The sequence below is a fragment of the Synechococcus sp. PH41509 genome (assembly GCF_020514285.1).
Classification (GTDB): domain Bacteria; phylum Cyanobacteriota; class Cyanobacteriia; order PCC-6307; family Cyanobiaceae; genus Parasynechococcus.
Genome location: NZ_VTLD01000005.1, coordinates 1 through 14,977, shown reverse-complemented (window position 1 = coordinate 14,977; position 14,977 = coordinate 1). Strand labels below are relative to the sequence as shown.

Here is a 14,977-nt window from a genome sequence, read left to right as displayed (position 1 = left end):
GCTGGAACCAGCGTGGCCGCCAGCCGGCAGGCTGTCATCGATTTCGTTTCGCTTCCGCTCAGTTTCTTTGCGCGACCAGCTCAGATCGTGGGTCCTGAGTTAGTTGGTTGTCGGTTGGTGAAACGCCAAGACGATGGACGCCTTCTCTGGGGCGTGATTGTCGAAACAGAGGCGTATTCCCAGGACGACCCCGCCTGTCATGGTTATCGGCGCAGGACGCCTCAAAACGAAACCCTGTTCGGTGAGCCAGGGCGGTTTTATGTGTATGTCAGCTACGGCATCCACCACTGCGTGAACGTGGTCACCGATCGGGGGGGATGGGCCAACGGTGTGTTGCTGCGCGCGGTGGCCCTTCCTGATGAACCGGAGCGGATCGCGGCAGGCCCCGGTTTGCTGGCGCGACGTTTTGGGCTTGATCGCAGTGATGACAGTTGTCCGGTGACGGGCGAACATGAGGTGTGGATGGCCCTGAGGTCAGACACGTTTGCCAGCCAGGATCTTGTGACAACAACGCGGATCGGCATCTCCCAGGGCGCAGCAACCCCGTGGCGCTGGTATCTGCGGAGTAGTCGCAGTGTCAGCAGGCGAGCCCGGGGTGATCGCATGCCGCCCAAGGCACAGTGCTGGACGCCATCGCTGGAGCAACCGTCATGAGTGGCTGGCCGCATCGGCATGTTCTTGATCTCGCGTCGTTCTCGCGAGAAGACTTCGCTGCGGTGCTTGAGCTGGCCCAGCGGTTTCGTTCGCTTCCGATCACCGGTGCCCGAAAACTTCCTGCGCTGCAAGGCCGCTTGGTCGCCACGCTGTTCTTTGAACCCAGCACCCGAACCCGCAGCAGTTTTGAGCTGGCGGCCAAACGTCTGTCGGCAGACGTCATGACCTTTTCACCCTCCAGCAGCTCTCTGAGCAAAGGGGAAAGTGTTCTCGACACGGCGCGCACTTACGTGGCCATGGGTGCCGACGTGTTGGTGGTGCGTCACCGCTCTACCGGTGTGCCGCAGCAACTGGCGTTGGACCTGCAGCAGATGGGTGAACGCACCGTCGTGCTCAATGGTGGTGATGGTCTCCACAGCCATCCCAGTCAGGGACTGCTGGATCTGCTGACCCTGGCTCGGCATTTCTCCCCTCAGCACCCCATGCCGGAAGCGCTGCAGGGACGCCGCATTGTGATCGTCGGCGACATTCTTCACTCGCGGGTGGCCCGTTCCAATCTCTGGGCTTTGACGGCCTGTGGAGCTGATGTTGTGTTGTGTGGCCCGCCGAGCCTCGTCCCAGAGGATTTTGTGGCCTTCGTTGATGCTCCTCCCCCAGGTCTGCTCAAGGATCCGGTGCCGCAGCGGGGCAAGGTCAGCGTGATGCGGCGCCTGGAGCATGCGTTGCCAGGAGCAGATGCCGTGATGACCCTGCGGCTTCAGAAGGAACGGATGGGCCAACAGTTGCTCACGAGCCTGGAGCGCTACCACCGCGACTTCGGACTAAGTCATGAGCGCCTCCAGCTCTGCGGTCAGCAGGTTCCAGTTCTGCATCCCGGTCCGGTGAATCGCGGCGTTGAATTGACCGGGACGCTCTTGGATGACCCACGCGTCAGCCTTGTCGAAGAGCAGGTCAGGAACGGCGTGCCCACTCGGATGGCCTTGCTCTATTTAATGGCTGCCTCCGAATCCGCGACGGAGGCTTCTTTGGTGTCGAGCAGCTCCTGAGTTTGAGGGAGGCCAGTGAGTTGATGGGCGTAATAGTCCATCGCTGCTTTGAGGGCGGCATCGGGTTCGGCGATTGACGGGCCCGTTCCGCTGGCCATTGGGAAATGAGCATCCTCCGCATCAAGGGCCAGATGCTGGCTGGGCATGCCTGTGAGCAGAACGGAGGCGCGTTGCCGTGTCGCCAGGGCATACAGCCATTTGATGCTCAAGGTGATTCGGTTTTCTCGGTTCGGTATCAAGGCCAGGTGAACGATGGCCCACAGCAGCAGGCCCAACCGTCCTGAAAATTTGAAGCCATGCAGATCGGCAACGGCACTGCCATGAACCACAGCCATGCTGCCGAAATCGACGTAGCGGAACGTGGGGCGGGCGTGTCCTGCCACGATCGCGGCGATGTCCTTGCCGATGAACGTGCCGGCCTGTTTTGCGGGAGCCGCCATTCCTGGAAGCGGCTTGCCATTCACGGTGTGGCTGTAGCTGCAGAGATCGCCGGCGATCCGGATCTCAGGGTGGCTGGGGATCGAGAAGTCGGGGTTGACCACGACCCGTCCACCGCGATCGACCTCGCAACCGGTTGCATTCGTCAGTTTCTGCCCCAGATGCGATGCCTTCACGCCAGCGGTCCAGATCACCGTGGCTGCTTGGACCCGAACGTCTCCATTGGGTCCACCGATCACAACCTCTCCGGGCCGCATGCTTTGGACGCGGCGCTCCGGCATGTATTCGATGCCATCTCGCTCCAGGGTTTTCAGGGCCCTCTCGGAGAGCTCAGCCGGCATCGCTTTCAGCACCCTATCGCCGGGATCCACCAAAACAATCCTCGTTTTCTGGGGATCCAGCTGCTTGAACGCATCGTTCAAGGCCCACCGCATCAGCTCTGAAACGGCACCAGCCATTTCGCAGCCACTGGGCCCAGCTCCAACGATCACCACCGTTTGCAGGAATTGGCGAGCCTTGGGATTCGGTGTCTGTTCTGCCTGCTCCATCGCCATCAGCAGACGGCGACGTATTTCTTCGGCGTGTTCGAGGATTTTCATTGGGGGCGCAAATGTGCGCCAGTCCTCATGGCCGAAGTAGGTGCTGCCCGATCCTGTCGCCAGGATCAGATGGTCATAGCTGTAGGCCTTGCCGTTGAACACGATCTGCTTGCCCTCTGGGTTCACCGTGGTGACCTCACCCAGCAGTACCTGAACGTTGTCTTGCTTGCCGACCAGTTCGCGCAGGGGCGTGGCCACGTCACTTCTTGAGACCAATCCTGTTGCCACCTGATACAGCAGCGGCTGGAACAGGTTGAAGTTGCGCTTGTCAATCAAGGTGATGCGCACATCGGCATTGGCCAGGGCCTTGCAGGCATGCACCCCGGCAAAGCCGCCGCCGACGATGACCACATGAGGGGCATGACGCAAGCGCTCGGCAGGTGGTTCAAGCTCCAGGAAGTAATGGTTGCTTGCCATCTGCAGCCCGGGGGATTCTTCCCGAAGGGTATGAACCGCAATCTCTTTTGTCTGCTTTGAACGGTTCCGCTTCAGATCAGCTTGAACCCTTCGAGAAAAAGACCGTAGAGAAAGCCAATGCGACCAAGATCCAGCAGTTGCTGCGGCAGTTTCAGCGAGGGCTTTGAACTGCGTCGTCGTCGAATCGTGAGTTCAGCACCCAGCACCACAAGAAGGGCAGCCACTGGGTCCATTTGACCGAGAGCACCGGCGACGGAGGTGAGCGCGCTACCGATCAAAAATCCGATCAGGCCTGCAAGGGCCAATAAAGACAATCTTCGCCAGGGATTGCGTGACCAGCGATCCAGTCTCTGGATTGCTGCACCAACGTTGGTTTGCAGACGGGTGGATTGGAGCCGTCGCACGGCATTGATTTCAGGGGAAGAGGCAGGGTTGAATCCAGTGATCCCCATCACCCGGCCATGCCCCTGCCGCACCCTGTCTACACCACACCTAGGCAGCCTGCAGGCATCAGACACTACGGATAGCAGATTTCAATAAAAAACCCGGGACGAGCCCGGGCCAAGTGATGGGGACTGGCGAAGCAAAGCCAGTGTTGGAGGCTTTGGCAAGTGCTTGCGCTGCAGGCTATTTAGTCTCAGCTTTCGCTTTTCTGGACGCTTTGCCTTCGAGGAGCTCCAGCAGCGCTTCCATTTGCGCCATCACACCCCGCACCTCGCCAGCCTCGGGGAGTAAACCGTCTTCCATCACGCCCTGGTGCATTTCGCGAAGTTCCTGGCGGATGTAGCGCAGATGGCTAACGACCTGCTCGCGCTTCGATTGCGACATCGGCTACAGGGGATTACTTAACACCCTTTTACCTCATAAAGGGTCACATCCGGCGTGATGGGGCGCGACTTATCGCACCGGCAGCGGCAAGGAGTGCGAAGGTGAGGAGGGATGATGGTCGTGCCACGGTGCTCAACAGCACAAGGACGAACAGGCCGATCAGTGGAAGGCGACGCTGCAAAACCGCAGTGGAGAATAGGGGATTCGAACCCCTGACCTCTGCGGTGCGATCGCAGCGCTCTACCAACTGAGCTAATTCCCCGGATGGCTAACGCTAGCTGGCACAGCCTGCGTCAAAATGTCACCAATAGCGTCTGATGACTGCTTGATGCTCACGCAGGAACGGCTGGATGCTTTTGACGAGACGTCGACGGCAGAACTTGCCCGTCGCCTCGAAGAGGACGACTATCCCTCGCCATTCGACAGCTTGTCTGACTGGCACCTTCTTCGTGCGCTGGCCATCCACCGCCCCGAACTGATCCTGCCTTACCACCACCTGGTGGACCAGGAACCCTTCGATGAGGACTGACAAGCCGTCTTCGCTCTACGGGCGGCGTGTGCTGGTGGCCGTCAGCGGCAGTATTGCTGCGGTGAAAACGCCGTTGTTGGTCAGTGCGCTGGTGAAGGCTGGCGCAGAAGTTCGCTGCCTTGTCACCCCGAGTGGTGCTGCTTTGGTGAGCCCAGTTGCTCTGGCAAGCCTGAGCCGCCATCGTTGTTACCTCGAAGCGGACCAGTGGAACCCAAAGGCGACCCGGCCGCTTCATATCGAATTGGCCGAGTGGGCGGAGGTGACCATCGTCGCGCCCCTGAGTGCAAGCAGCATGGCGCGCTGGAGCCAGGGTTCAGCGGATGGACTGCTCGCCAGCGTCTTGCTGGCAACCGAAGGTCCTGTCATCGCGGCCCCCGCAATGAATACCGCCATGTGGCGTCATCCTGCGGTGCAAAGGAACTGGCTGCAGATTCAAGACTTCCCCGGAATAGTCCCTCTGCTGCCGATGTCCGGTCTTCTGGCCTGCGACCGCGTCGGTGATGGGCGAATGGCTGATCCGCTCTTAATTGAATTGGCGGCTGCATCATTGTTCAGCCGAAGTCCTGGTGGTCCTGTCGCGAACCGTGATTGGTCGGGGATGTCTGTTCTGGTCTCGGCTGGACCAACTCAGGAGACCATTGATGCGGCCCGTTTTCTGAGCAACCGCAGCAGCGGTCGAATGGGAGTGCTCCTGGCGCAAGCTGCACGGTTCAGAGGGGCAACCGTGCAGTTGGTGCATGGCCCGTTGGATCTCCCCGATGCCTGGCTTGAGGGGTTGCAATGCACGCCGGTCGAGAGTGCGGCTGAGCTCAGCTCAGCACTGCAACTGGCATTGCCGACGTCTGATGTGCTTGTGATGGCTGCCGCTGTCGCTGACCTTCGGCGGGAGGCTGCCTCTGAGGAAAAAATGCCCAAAAAGCAGCTTCAGGACGTTTTGTCGTCAGGTTGGACCGAAGTGCCTGATTTGCTGTCAAATATGACCCGCCAACGTCGCCCTGGACAGTTAGTTCTCGGATTCTCAGCGCTAACAGGTGATGACAAACATCTGTTGGAGAAGGCAGAGCGCAAGCGGCTGGAGAAGGGCTGTGATCTGATGATGGTGAATCCCGTAGACCGTGATGGTCAGGGTTTTGGTAACCAACCGAATGGAGGTTGGTTGTTGGGGGAAGGTTGGAACCGGAACTTGCCTGTGACGACAAAGCTCACGCTTTCCCACCAGCTGTTGGATGCCATGTTCAACCTTCGAGATCAGGCCGCGGCGTTGGTGGATTCCTGACCGAGCAGATCGATGAAGGTGCGTAGCTGAAGCCTTGGGATGTAAGGCCAGCCGCCGTTTTTCTCCATGCCCTGCAGCAATGTGAACAATTTCTGGCGGTTTTCGGGAAGGCTCTGTCGGAATGGTCCGTCCTGAACGTCCCGATGCAGGGCTTCAAGCTCGCGCAGCAGGGTGAGAAGTGCTTCCGGATTTCCCCGTAACTCTTCTGCCAGCTCGCCCAGGGCGGCCAGCGAAGGAGCCATCCTTTCCTTGGTCGAGGCTGGATCGTTTGAAGTCACGCGCTTTCGACAAGTTGTTTAGAGCTGCAAAAGGCTAGCCCTGTCGCCATTTTTCGCCCTGTAAGATCCTGTTCCGACGGCATTCCGTCCCCATTAGCGTTCAGCCGACTGGCTTTTTCCATGCGCATTCGTCCTCTGCTGGCCGTCGTGCTGGCGCTCTGCCTCGCGTTTTTCACCACGGCCTGTAGCGGCGACAGTCAAGCTGTTCAGCGTGGTGCCTCCAATGTCACCTACGACGACATCCACAACACCGGCAAAGCCAACGATTGCCCCACCATCGGGGACTCAGCTCGTGGCTCGATTCCTTTGACTGCTGGTGGGAGCTACGAGCTGCGCGAGATCTGTATGCATCCTGTTCAGGTCTACGCAAAGGAAGAGCCCAAGAACATTCGTCAGCAGGCTGAATTCGTCGAGGGCAAGATCCTGACCCGCTACACCTCCAGTCTTGACTCTGTCTTCGGAGATCTCACCGTCACAGAAGCAGGGCTCCAATTCCAGGAGAAGGGCGGTATCGACTTTCAGCCGATCACTGTTCTGGTGCCCGGTGGTGAGGAGTTCCCATTCACCTTCTCCAGTAAGTCTCTCAACGCCACTGCTGAAGGTGCTGCTCTGACCACCAGCACAGACTTCGAAGGCACCTATCGCACGCCGAGCTATCGCACCAGCAACTTCATCGATCCCAAGGGTCGTGCTCTCACCACTGGTGTTCAGTACGCCCAGGGACTTGTCGCCCTTGGTGGCGACGACGAGAAACTCGAGAAGGACAACAACAAGCGCTACATCGATGGCGTTGGAACGATGAGCCTCTCCATCACCCAGGTCGATCCTGAAACAGGTGAATTTGCTGGCGTGTTCAGCGCCATCCAACCCTCCGACTCCGATATGGGTGGTCGTGAAGTGGTCGATATCAAAATCACCGGCGAGCTTTATGGCCGTCTTGAAGAGGCCTGATCGCAACCACCACAACAGGTTTCTTAAGGGGGCTTAGGCCCCTTTTTTTTTGATCCGTTGCAATACCCCGGCGATCTGGGAGAATCGCCCGATCTTTGTTTGAAGTCATGACCGCCAGTGCTTCCGCTCCCGCCCAGCGATCCGGTGTGATCGCTCCCTACGGCGGAACTCTGGTTGATCTGATGGTGGCTGATGCCGATCGTGCAGCGGCCAAAGCCTCCGCAACCAAGACGATCGAGTGCTCCGATCGCAACGCTTGTGATGTGGAGTTGCTGTGCGTCGGTGGTTTCTCCCCCTTGCGTGGGTTTATGCACCAGGAGGACTACAACTCAGTCGTCAATGGTCATCGTCTTGCTGCAGGTCAGCTGTTCGGCCTGCCGATCGTGATGGACACTGACCGCGATGACGTCGTGGTCGGCGACAAGTTGCTCCTGACATACCAGGGCCAGGATCTGGCTGTCCTCGAAGTGGAGGACAAGTGGGAGCCCGACAAAGTGGCCGAAGCCAAGGGTTGCTACGGCACCACCTCCATCGAGCACCCTGCGGTGCGGATGATCACCATGGAGCGCAAGCGCTTCTATCTGGGTGGATGCCTCAAGGGTCTCGCTCTGCCCGAACGCGTGTTCCCCTGCAAAACCCCTGCGGAAGTGCGGGCAGGCTTGCCTGAAGGTGAGGACGTGGTGGCGTTCCAGTGCCGTAACCCCATTCACCGCGCTCACTACGAACTCTTCACCCGTGCCCTGCACGCACAGAACGTCAGTGACAACGCTGTGGTGCTGGTCCATCCGACCTGTGGTCCCACGCAGCAGGACGACATCCCCGGTGCCGTTCGCTTCCAGACCTATGAGCGTCTTGCTGCTGAAGTCAACAACGACAGCATTCGCTGGGCCTATCTGCCCTACGCGATGCATATGGCAGGCCCGCGGGAGGCCCTTCAGCACATGATCATCCGCCGCAACTACGGATGCACTCACTTCATCATTGGCCGCGATATGGCGGGCTGCAAATCGTCTCTGACCGGTGACGACTTCTACGGCCCCTATGACGCTCAGAACTTCGCCAAGGAGTGTGCGCCCGAGCTGACGATGGAAACGGTTCCTTCGCTGAACCTCGTCTACACCCAGGAAGAGGGTTATGTGACGGCGGAGCATGCCGAAGCCCGTGGCCTGCACGTGAAGAAGCTCAGTGGCACCCAGTTCCGCAAGATGCTGCGCGGCGGGGAGGAAATTCCCGAATGGTTTGCTTTCAAGAGCGTGGTTGAGGTGCTCCGCGCCTCCTGAAGACGGAGAACCCGTGTAACATTCCTTCATCTACGAGGCGGCCTGTGAACAAGCGTTGGCGAAATATCGGTCTCGGGGCCCTTCTGGTCCTGGCGATCGTTGTGATTGCACCAGCGTTCATTGGTGGTGGTGGTGGCAGCCAGCCTCAGGTGAACACCATGCGCTACAGCGAGTTCGTTGAGGCGGTGAAGGATGACCAGATCAGCCGTGTGCTGATCGCACCCGACCAGGGCACAGCGCAGGTGGTTGAAAACGACGGCCGACGTGCTCAGGTCAATTTGGCTCCGGATCGTGAGCTGCTCGGTTTGCTGACCGAACACAGCGTTGATATCGCTGTTCAACCGTCTCGCCAGACCCCTGGTTGGCAGCAGGCCGCTGGAAGTCTGATCTTTCCGATCCTCCTGCTGGGCGGTCTTTTCTTTCTCTTCCGGCGTGCCCAAGGCGGCGGCGGTGGAAACCCCGCCATGCAGTTCGGCAAGAGCAAGGCACGGGTCCAGATGGAGCCTTCCACTCAGGTGACTTTCACCGATGTGGCTGGAATTGAAGGCGCCAAGCTTGAACTCACTGAGGTCGTCGATTTCCTTAAGAACCCCGACCGCTTTACGGCCGTCGGCGCCAAAATTCCGAAAGGTGTCCTCCTTGTAGGCCCTCCCGGAACGGGTAAGACACTTCTCGCTAAAGCAGTGGCGGGTGAAGCTGGTGTGCCCTTCTTCTCCATCTCTGGCTCAGAATTCGTTGAGATGTTTGTTGGCGTCGGTGCCAGCCGTGTTCGCGACCTGTTCGAGCAAGCCAAGAAAAATGCCCCTTGCATCGTCTTCATCGACGAGATCGATGCTGTCGGTCGACAGCGTGGCGCAGGCTTAGGTGGTGGCAACGATGAACGCGAGCAGACGTTGAACCAACTCCTCACGGAGATGGATGGCTTTGAGGGCAACACCGGGATCATCATCGTGGCGGCAACGAACCGCCCTGACGTGCTCGATGCAGCGCTGATGCGCCCCGGTCGTTTTGATCGTCAGGTCACTGTTGATCGCCCCGACTATTCCGGTCGCCTGCAGATCCTCGGGGTTCATGCCCGTGGCAAAACTCTGGCCAAGGATGTCGATCTCGACAAGGTTGCTCGTCGGACACCCGGCTACACCGGTGCTGATCTGGCCAATCTCCTGAACGAAGCTGCCATCCTCGCGGCCCGTCGTGAACTCACGGAAGTGAGCAACGACGAGATCAGCGATGCCATTGAACGGGTCATGGCTGGTCCGGAGAAAAAGGATCGGGTGATGAGCGAACGTCGTGCCCGTCTGGTCGCCTATCACGAGGCAGGTCATGCTCTTGTGGGTGCCCTGATGCCTGATTACGATCCTGTTCAGAAGATTTCCATCATTCCCCGTGGCAATGCTGGTGGTTTGACGTTCTTCACCCCCAGTGAGGAGCGGATGGAGTCGGGTTTGTATTCGAGGGCTTACCTCCAGAACCAGATGGCTGTTGCCCTCGGTGGTCGGGTCGCCGAGGAAATCGTCTACGGCGAAGACGAGGTCACCACCGGTGCCTCCAACGACCTGCAGCAGGTTGCTTCGACGGCACGCCAGATGATCACCCGTTTTGGCATGAGCGACGAGTTGGGGCCAGTCGCACTGGGTCGTGCTCAGGGCGGCATGTTCCTTGGCCGCGATATTGCGGCAGAGCGCGATTTCTCTGAGGAAACCGCCGCGATGATCGACAAGGAGGTCTCTGAGCTGGTGGATGTGGCCTACAAGCGCGCCACCAAGGTTCTCGTCGACAACCGCGTCGTTCTTGATGAATTGGCGGAGATGCTCGTTGAGCAGGAGACTGTTGATGCTGAAGAGCTTCAGGAGCTTCTGATCAAACGTGACGTCCGGGTCGCCGAATACGTCTGATTTCGATTCGTCATCCAACCCTTGGCTGGTGCGGCAGGAGCTCTTCGTGGCATCCCTGCAGCACCAGCCTCTTTTGTTGGTTGTACGCCCTGAGCCCGACGACCTGAGGCCTTCATCATCCGGTTCTTCTCTGTTGGATCAAGTGCTGCAGCTTCACGCTGCAGGTCTGCGCCATCTCGAGGTGGCCTGGCTGAATCAGCCAGGCTGGAGCGAGTTCATGCAACGGGTTCAGGATCAATGCCCAGGTTTGAATCTGGGAGCGGCTTCGGTGACCTCTCCTCAGGCGCTCAATGATCTGTCATGCCTGAACCTCAGCTATGCCATGGCTCCCTGCTGGTCTCCAGAGCTAGTGGAGCAAGCCAGGGAGGTTGGAGTTTTGTTGGTGCCTGGCGTCTTTAGCCCTACGGAAGTGCATCAGGCCTTGCGCTTCGGATGTCGTGTCGTCAAGCTGTTTCCCGCAGCCAATCTTGGGCCCGGCTACTGGGGGCGATTGCATGCGCCTCTCGGCCCCTTGCCCTTCGTGATCGCTGCGGGTGGCCTTGAGGTGGGTGATATCCCTGTCTGGCTTGAGGCTGGTCATGGTGCCGTGGCCCTGGGGCGCAAGGTTGTGGGCTCGCCGCCTGCTTTCAAAGCGCTTCTCGGCTGGTTGCGCCAATCGACAACTCAGCCTTGACGCCACCGACTTGTTGACATGCGTCCAAGATGCTACAGATGAGATAGCTATCTAACTGCGTCATGTCGCAGCTCACGATCAAGCTCAGCGACAAGGCCGATGCCCTGATCGCTCAGCTTCAGAAGGAGATCTTCAATCGCCGGCGCAAAAAGGTTTCTGCTGCAGGGGTTGTGGAGACCTTGGTTGAAAGTGGTGCAAAATCGCAGTCAGACAAGCGCTTTGCCACGTCCTGGACGAATTTGATCAAGGACATCGAGAAGGCAGCCAAGCTCTCCTATGCCCACGGCAGCAAACCCTCCACTCTCAGTGATGAGGAATGGGCTCTCGTGCTGAGCCATCGCAGTCGTGCCACGACAGCCAAGACACGCCGGACGGTGAAGAAAACGATGGCTGCCAAAAAACCTGCCTCAGCCAAGGCGCAGGCCAGCAAAAAGCCCGCTCGACGCACTCGGACCCGCAGCGCGGCGACGGCGAAAAGCGTTGGAGCGGTCGCTAGCTCTAACGGCAGTGCAGCTGTGGCTTCCGTCTGACTTCACTGGAGCTGACGTGAGCTGCTCACCAAAGGCTGCATTGCCCCTGCTGCCTCAGCAGGTGATCAGCTAAAACGAGTGCCACCATGGCCTCCACCATCGGCACGGCCCGGGGCAGAACACAGGGGTCGTGCCGTCCTTTCCCCGCAAGCGTGGTGGCCTTGCCATCGGAATCGATGGTTTGCTGCTCTTTGCGGATCGTCGCCGTTGGCTTGAAGGCCACCCGGATCACAATTGGCTCGCCGTTGCTGATTCCCCCTTGGATGCCACCGGAGTTGTTGGTTGCGGTCTTCAGACGACCATCGTCGCTCGGTAGAAAGGCATCGTTGTGCTCGCTGCCCTTCAGCAACGTGCCATTGAAACCGGAACCAATTTCGAATCCTTTGGTGGCGGGCAGCGACATCACCGCTTTGGCGAGGTCGGCTTCAAGTTTGTCGAACACCGGCATTCCCAAACCAATGGCGGGATGGCGCACCACGCATTCGATCACCCCACCGCAGGAATCCCCTTCGCGGCCGATGGCTTCAATCCGCTGAATCATCTGTTCGGCCACCGCTGGATCAGGACAGCGCACGATGTTGGATTCCACGTCGCTCAGCTGAACCTCCTGTGGGTCGATCCCGGAGGCTTCGATGTTGTGGATCCTCTTGACCCAGGCCAGGATTTCAGTTCCTGAGGCCTGTTTCAGCAGCTGCTTTGCGATCGCACCCGCAGCGACGCGGCCGATGGTTTCCCGCGCTGACGCACGACCCCCACCGCTGCGCGCCTGGATGCCGTATTTGGCTTGATATGTGGCATCAGCATGGGATGGCCGAAAGGCGACCGCCATGTCCTTGTAATCCCCAGGCCGCTGGTCCTTGTTGCGTACGACCATGGCGATCGGGGTCCCCAGGGTGGTTTCTCCATCCAGCAGGCCACTGAGGACTTCGACCTGGTCCGCTTCTTTTCGCGGGGTTGTGATGTGGCTTTGCCCAGGCTTCCGTCGATCCAGGTCAGCCTGAATTGACGCGACACTGAGGTTGAGCCGTGGTGGACAGCCCTCCACAATCACGCCCACTCCTCCCCCGTGGGATTCACCGAAGGTGCTGATCCGGAAGAGGTCGCCGAAGCTGCTGCCCATGGCCATTGATCGATGCGATGAGGCTACGAAGCCATCGGTTCAGATCAACTCCGGATGGGGCAATTTCAGACGGTCTGTCGCGGGTTGTTGCCGAGCCATCTCGAAATCCAAGAAGTCAAATCCCGGCCCAACACAACAGCTCACCAGGGTGTACTCACCCAGACTGCGCGCCGCCTGCCAGGCATTGGCTGGAACCACCTGAACAGGGTTTGATGCATTCAGTGGGTCATGTTGCAGCGCTGTGCCATTCGCCTGGCACTGAAAGAGCTCCAGAGTGGCTCCATCAATGTGCGTCCAGGCTTCGTCGGCACCGATCACGCGATGCCAGCAACTGACGGCACCGGCTGGCAGCAAAAAGAGAATTGCCGTCAATGCCGATCGCTCGGCCCCGTCTTGGCGTTGAACCTGCTCCGGGCTGCGATGCAACTCGCGGTACCAACCTCCCTCCGGATGGGGAATCAACTGCAGCTGTTGGATCAGGGTCTCAACTTGGTTCATTGCAGACCTGCGCGCTGGCGCATGTTCTGGACGTGCTGCCAGATCTGAGCCACCCAGAGGAAGATCCAGCTCATCCCGATCAGCCAAATCGGTTGATCCTTGCGAAAGACGTCGAACAGCAACACCACCCTTGGCTGGTTGGAGCGATTGATGGCTGAGTGCAAGAAGGTGTCATCCCAGAGAAATCCCTCACCTTCCTTCAGGTAATAGTTCTGGCCATCAATCATCAGCTCGCAGGAACTTCGGCCGTTACCAAAATTCTCCACATACAAAGGCAGGTGATACCTCCAAACCCCTTTGAAGGGCCCTTTGTGAGGCCGCAGAACCTTTCCCGGGGGGAACAGGCTCACGGCAGCTGAAACGACGTCGGGGTGGTGCTGCAGAAAGTTCCGCAGAGAAGGGATCAGCGCCTGATTGGCGGGGTAGTTGTAGCCATAGCCCCGCAAGGGGAGCATTCCCCAGACCTTGCGGTCGAATTCATAAAGCGTGCGCTGCTGTTGCATGATTTCGTGGTTGGCCGGTAGGCGCCCCGATAGGGCGACCTCCAGAGTTTCCTGACGGATCTGCTTGTAGGACTCCAACAGCTGCCGATGGGCTGGGAAGCCGTCGTCCGCTGCAACCACTGCTGGATTGTGCAGGGATTGTTCGTAGCACCAGCGTGCGATCTCACGCCAGAACCGGTAATGCCATGGACCCCAGCGAATCACGCGTTGGATTGGATTGCGTTGTTTCCGCTTGGCCGTTGGGCTGCTCACGCTCTGCCGCTTCTCCTGACCGAGGAGCTTTGCATGCTGATGCCTACCTGGGTGGGATCAAGGCCTTCAGCGTGCGCCAGCCACGCTGCAGGGTTGTGGCCCAGTCATCGCTGCCGCGGCGGATCAGCCGCGTGGAGGGATAGAGCGGGGTGGTTTCGCCGAGATCGGGCCAGTTGGTGATGGAGCCGTTGTCGAGAATGACAGCGCAGGGAATGCCTAAGGCACCAGCCAGATGCCCTGTGGTGTTGCTGATGGTCAATACGCCGCGTACTCCGGCGACTTGTCTGGCGAATCCATCCAGATCAACCATTTGGTCGATGGATTGTGATGAGCGAATGCGTTGTCCACTCAGCTCCCGTAAGGCTTTGATGCGAGCGGGTTTCTCCAGGTATTGAAGCGACTGAATCGGTTGTCGAATGGTCCGGAGAACTGAAGCCCAGTCTTCGATAGCGGGCATTCGCTCTTTCTTGTTTCTTGATTTGGAAAACCAGCTGATGCCGATGCCCTTGGGTTCCTCCTCTGCGGTTGTGGGAGCCTTCAGTGTTCGGAAGCCATGCTGCAGCTGTTGTTCATCAGCTCCAAACCAGTAGGCAAGACGTTCTTGGGCTGCCATGTGGGATAGCCCGACTTGGTTCAGTCTTCCATCAGGTCTGCAGCAGACAACGCCAGGGAAGCTCCTTTCGATGAGTGGATGGAGTCGTGGATCCGCCAAGACGACGACCTGGGCGACGTGGGCCTTCAAGTCGCCGATAAATCTCAGGATCCGCAACTCATCACCCAGGTCCCGGGTCGTTGGCAGCACAAGAACTCCCTCGCAGCTCTCGTCTGGACCTGGCCAAATCGGGAGTTGGTGATCGGTGGTTGCTTCAGATGCCCGTGCCAGAGCGAACCAGCAATCCCGGTAGCAGCGGGCCCGCTCAAAGCGGTTACCGATCGTGCGAAGACGGCTCCACTGTTGAGCTGCGATCGCTGTCTCAGCCTGCTCGGCGATGGCCTGTCTGGTTGCGTTGCTGGCTTTGTTGTCCATGCCAGGTCGCTATTGATCGGAACCTTACGGAATCAAGGTGAGCAAGAGCAGCATCACAACAAAAAGCCCCCACCTTGCGGCGAGGGCTTTCCGATTCAGTTGATCTGAATCGTTTGGTCTGTTCCAGAAGGAACAGGTTGATTCCAGATCAACCGATGGCAGGAGCCTGCAGAGCCACAGGAG

General features: G+C 59.0%; 17 protein-coding genes and 1 tRNA gene. 9 read left to right on the top strand and 9 right to left on the bottom strand.

Translation table 11 applies throughout. The features are described from left to right. Positions 1-12: 12 nt before the first annotated feature. Both FZZ88_RS02285 and FZZ88_RS02280 read left to right on the top strand, forming a co-directional pair. A complete protein-coding gene (locus FZZ88_RS02285) occupies positions 13-654 on the top strand; it encodes a DNA-3-methyladenine glycosylase (protein WP_115024977.1) in 642 nt (213 codons plus the stop codon). Beyond that, positions 651-1,700, top strand: a complete 1,050-nt coding sequence (locus FZZ88_RS02280) for an aspartate carbamoyltransferase catalytic subunit (protein ID WP_166016427.1) — start codon at positions 651-653, stop codon at positions 1,698-1,700. The genes FZZ88_RS02285 and FZZ88_RS02280 overlap by 4 nt, the downstream gene beginning before the upstream one ends. Here the strand turns inward: FZZ88_RS02280 and FZZ88_RS02275 are convergent. The 4 genes from FZZ88_RS02275 to FZZ88_RS02260 form a co-directional block, all read right to left on the bottom strand. After that, positions 1,640-3,154: an NAD(P)/FAD-dependent oxidoreductase gene (locus FZZ88_RS02275; protein ID WP_166015599.1), complete on the bottom strand. Its 1,515-nt coding sequence runs from the start codon at positions 3,152-3,154 to the stop codon at positions 1,640-1,642. The genes FZZ88_RS02280 and FZZ88_RS02275 overlap by 61 nt on opposite strands. Before the next feature lie 71 nt (positions 3,155-3,225). Further along, complete coding sequence (locus tag FZZ88_RS02270) at positions 3,226-3,606, bottom strand: DUF565 domain-containing protein (protein ID WP_166015598.1); 381 nt, start codon at positions 3,604-3,606, stop codon at positions 3,226-3,228. A 175-nt stretch (positions 3,607-3,781) separates the two neighbouring features. Further along, on the bottom strand, positions 3,782-3,982 hold the full coding sequence (locus tag FZZ88_RS02265) for a hypothetical protein (protein WP_115024980.1): 201 nt from the start codon (positions 3,980-3,982) through the stop codon (positions 3,782-3,784). A gap of 189 nt (positions 3,983-4,171) precedes the next feature. Then, positions 4,172-4,244 (bottom strand) — tRNA-Ala (locus FZZ88_RS02260). Positions 4,245-4,310: 66 nt separating this feature from the next. On the opposite strand from FZZ88_RS02260, the gene FZZ88_RS02255 reads away from it, so the two are divergent. Continuing rightward, complete coding sequence (locus FZZ88_RS02255; RefSeq protein WP_115024981.1) at positions 4,311-4,511, top strand: DUF2555 domain-containing protein; 201 nt, start codon at positions 4,311-4,313, stop codon at positions 4,509-4,511. Beyond that, complete coding sequence (coaBC, locus tag FZZ88_RS02250; protein ID WP_166015596.1) at positions 4,501-5,787, top strand: bifunctional phosphopantothenoylcysteine decarboxylase/phosphopantothenate--cysteine ligase CoaBC; 1,287 nt, start codon at positions 4,501-4,503, stop codon at positions 5,785-5,787. The genes FZZ88_RS02255 and coaBC overlap by 11 nt, the downstream gene beginning before the upstream one ends. Here coaBC and FZZ88_RS02245 read toward each other — a convergent pair. Then, a complete protein-coding gene (locus FZZ88_RS02245) occupies positions 5,760-6,029 on the bottom strand; it encodes a hypothetical protein (protein WP_206339007.1) in 270 nt (89 codons plus the stop codon). The genes coaBC and FZZ88_RS02245 overlap by 28 nt on opposite strands. A 156-nt stretch (positions 6,030-6,185) precedes the next feature. Between FZZ88_RS02245 and FZZ88_RS02240 the strand changes: the two genes are divergently transcribed. From FZZ88_RS02240 to FZZ88_RS02220, 5 genes are all read left to right on the top strand, one after another. Next, positions 6,186-7,016, top strand: coding sequence for a photosystem II manganese-stabilizing polypeptide (locus FZZ88_RS02240; protein ID WP_166015594.1), 831 nt, complete (start codon positions 6,186-6,188; stop codon positions 7,014-7,016). A gap of 107 nt (positions 7,017-7,123) precedes the next feature. Beyond that, complete coding sequence (gene sat / locus FZZ88_RS02235; RefSeq protein WP_166015593.1) at positions 7,124-8,296, top strand: sulfate adenylyltransferase; 1,173 nt, start codon at positions 7,124-7,126, stop codon at positions 8,294-8,296. 44 nt (positions 8,297-8,340) lie between these two features. Then, complete coding sequence (ftsH, locus tag FZZ88_RS02230) at positions 8,341-10,191, top strand: ATP-dependent zinc metalloprotease FtsH (protein ID WP_166015592.1); 1,851 nt, start codon at positions 8,341-8,343, stop codon at positions 10,189-10,191. Next, positions 10,163-10,864, top strand: a complete 702-nt coding sequence (locus FZZ88_RS02225; RefSeq protein ID WP_166015591.1) for a bifunctional 4-hydroxy-2-oxoglutarate aldolase/2-dehydro-3-deoxy-phosphogluconate aldolase — start codon at positions 10,163-10,165, stop codon at positions 10,862-10,864. Before ftsH ends, FZZ88_RS02225 begins: the two co-directional genes overlap by 29 nt. Positions 10,865-10,926: 62 nt before the next feature. After that, positions 10,927-11,394 carry a hypothetical protein gene (locus FZZ88_RS02220; RefSeq protein WP_166015590.1) on the top strand — a complete coding sequence of 156 codons (468 nt, stop codon included), beginning with the start codon at positions 10,927-10,929 and terminating at the stop codon, positions 11,392-11,394. A gap of 25 nt (positions 11,395-11,419) precedes the next feature. On the opposite strand, the gene aroC is transcribed toward FZZ88_RS02220, so the two are convergent. The 4 genes from aroC to FZZ88_RS02200 are packed head-to-tail and all read right to left on the bottom strand — an operon-like array spanning position 11,420 to position 14,794. Continuing rightward, positions 11,420-12,514, bottom strand: coding sequence for a chorismate synthase (aroC, locus tag FZZ88_RS02215; RefSeq protein ID WP_166015589.1), 1,095 nt, complete (start codon positions 12,512-12,514; stop codon positions 11,420-11,422). A 39-nt stretch (positions 12,515-12,553) separates the two neighbouring features. After that, positions 12,554-13,012 carry a cupin domain-containing protein gene (locus tag FZZ88_RS02210; RefSeq protein ID WP_166015588.1) on the bottom strand — a complete coding sequence of 153 codons (459 nt, stop codon included), beginning with the start codon at positions 13,010-13,012 and terminating at the stop codon, positions 12,554-12,556. After that, the gene (locus tag FZZ88_RS02205) at positions 13,009-13,767 is read right to left on the bottom strand and encodes an aspartyl/asparaginyl beta-hydroxylase domain-containing protein (protein ID WP_166015587.1); all 759 of its coding nucleotides are present in this window, start codon (positions 13,765-13,767) and stop codon (positions 13,009-13,011) included. The genes FZZ88_RS02210 and FZZ88_RS02205 overlap by 4 nt, the downstream gene beginning before the upstream one ends. 43 nt (positions 13,768-13,810) lie before the next feature. After that, positions 13,811-14,794 (bottom strand): hypothetical protein, encoded by a 984-nt coding sequence (locus FZZ88_RS02200; protein ID WP_166015586.1) that lies wholly within the window; start codon positions 14,792-14,794, stop codon positions 13,811-13,813. Positions 14,795-14,977: the final 183 nt, after the last annotated feature.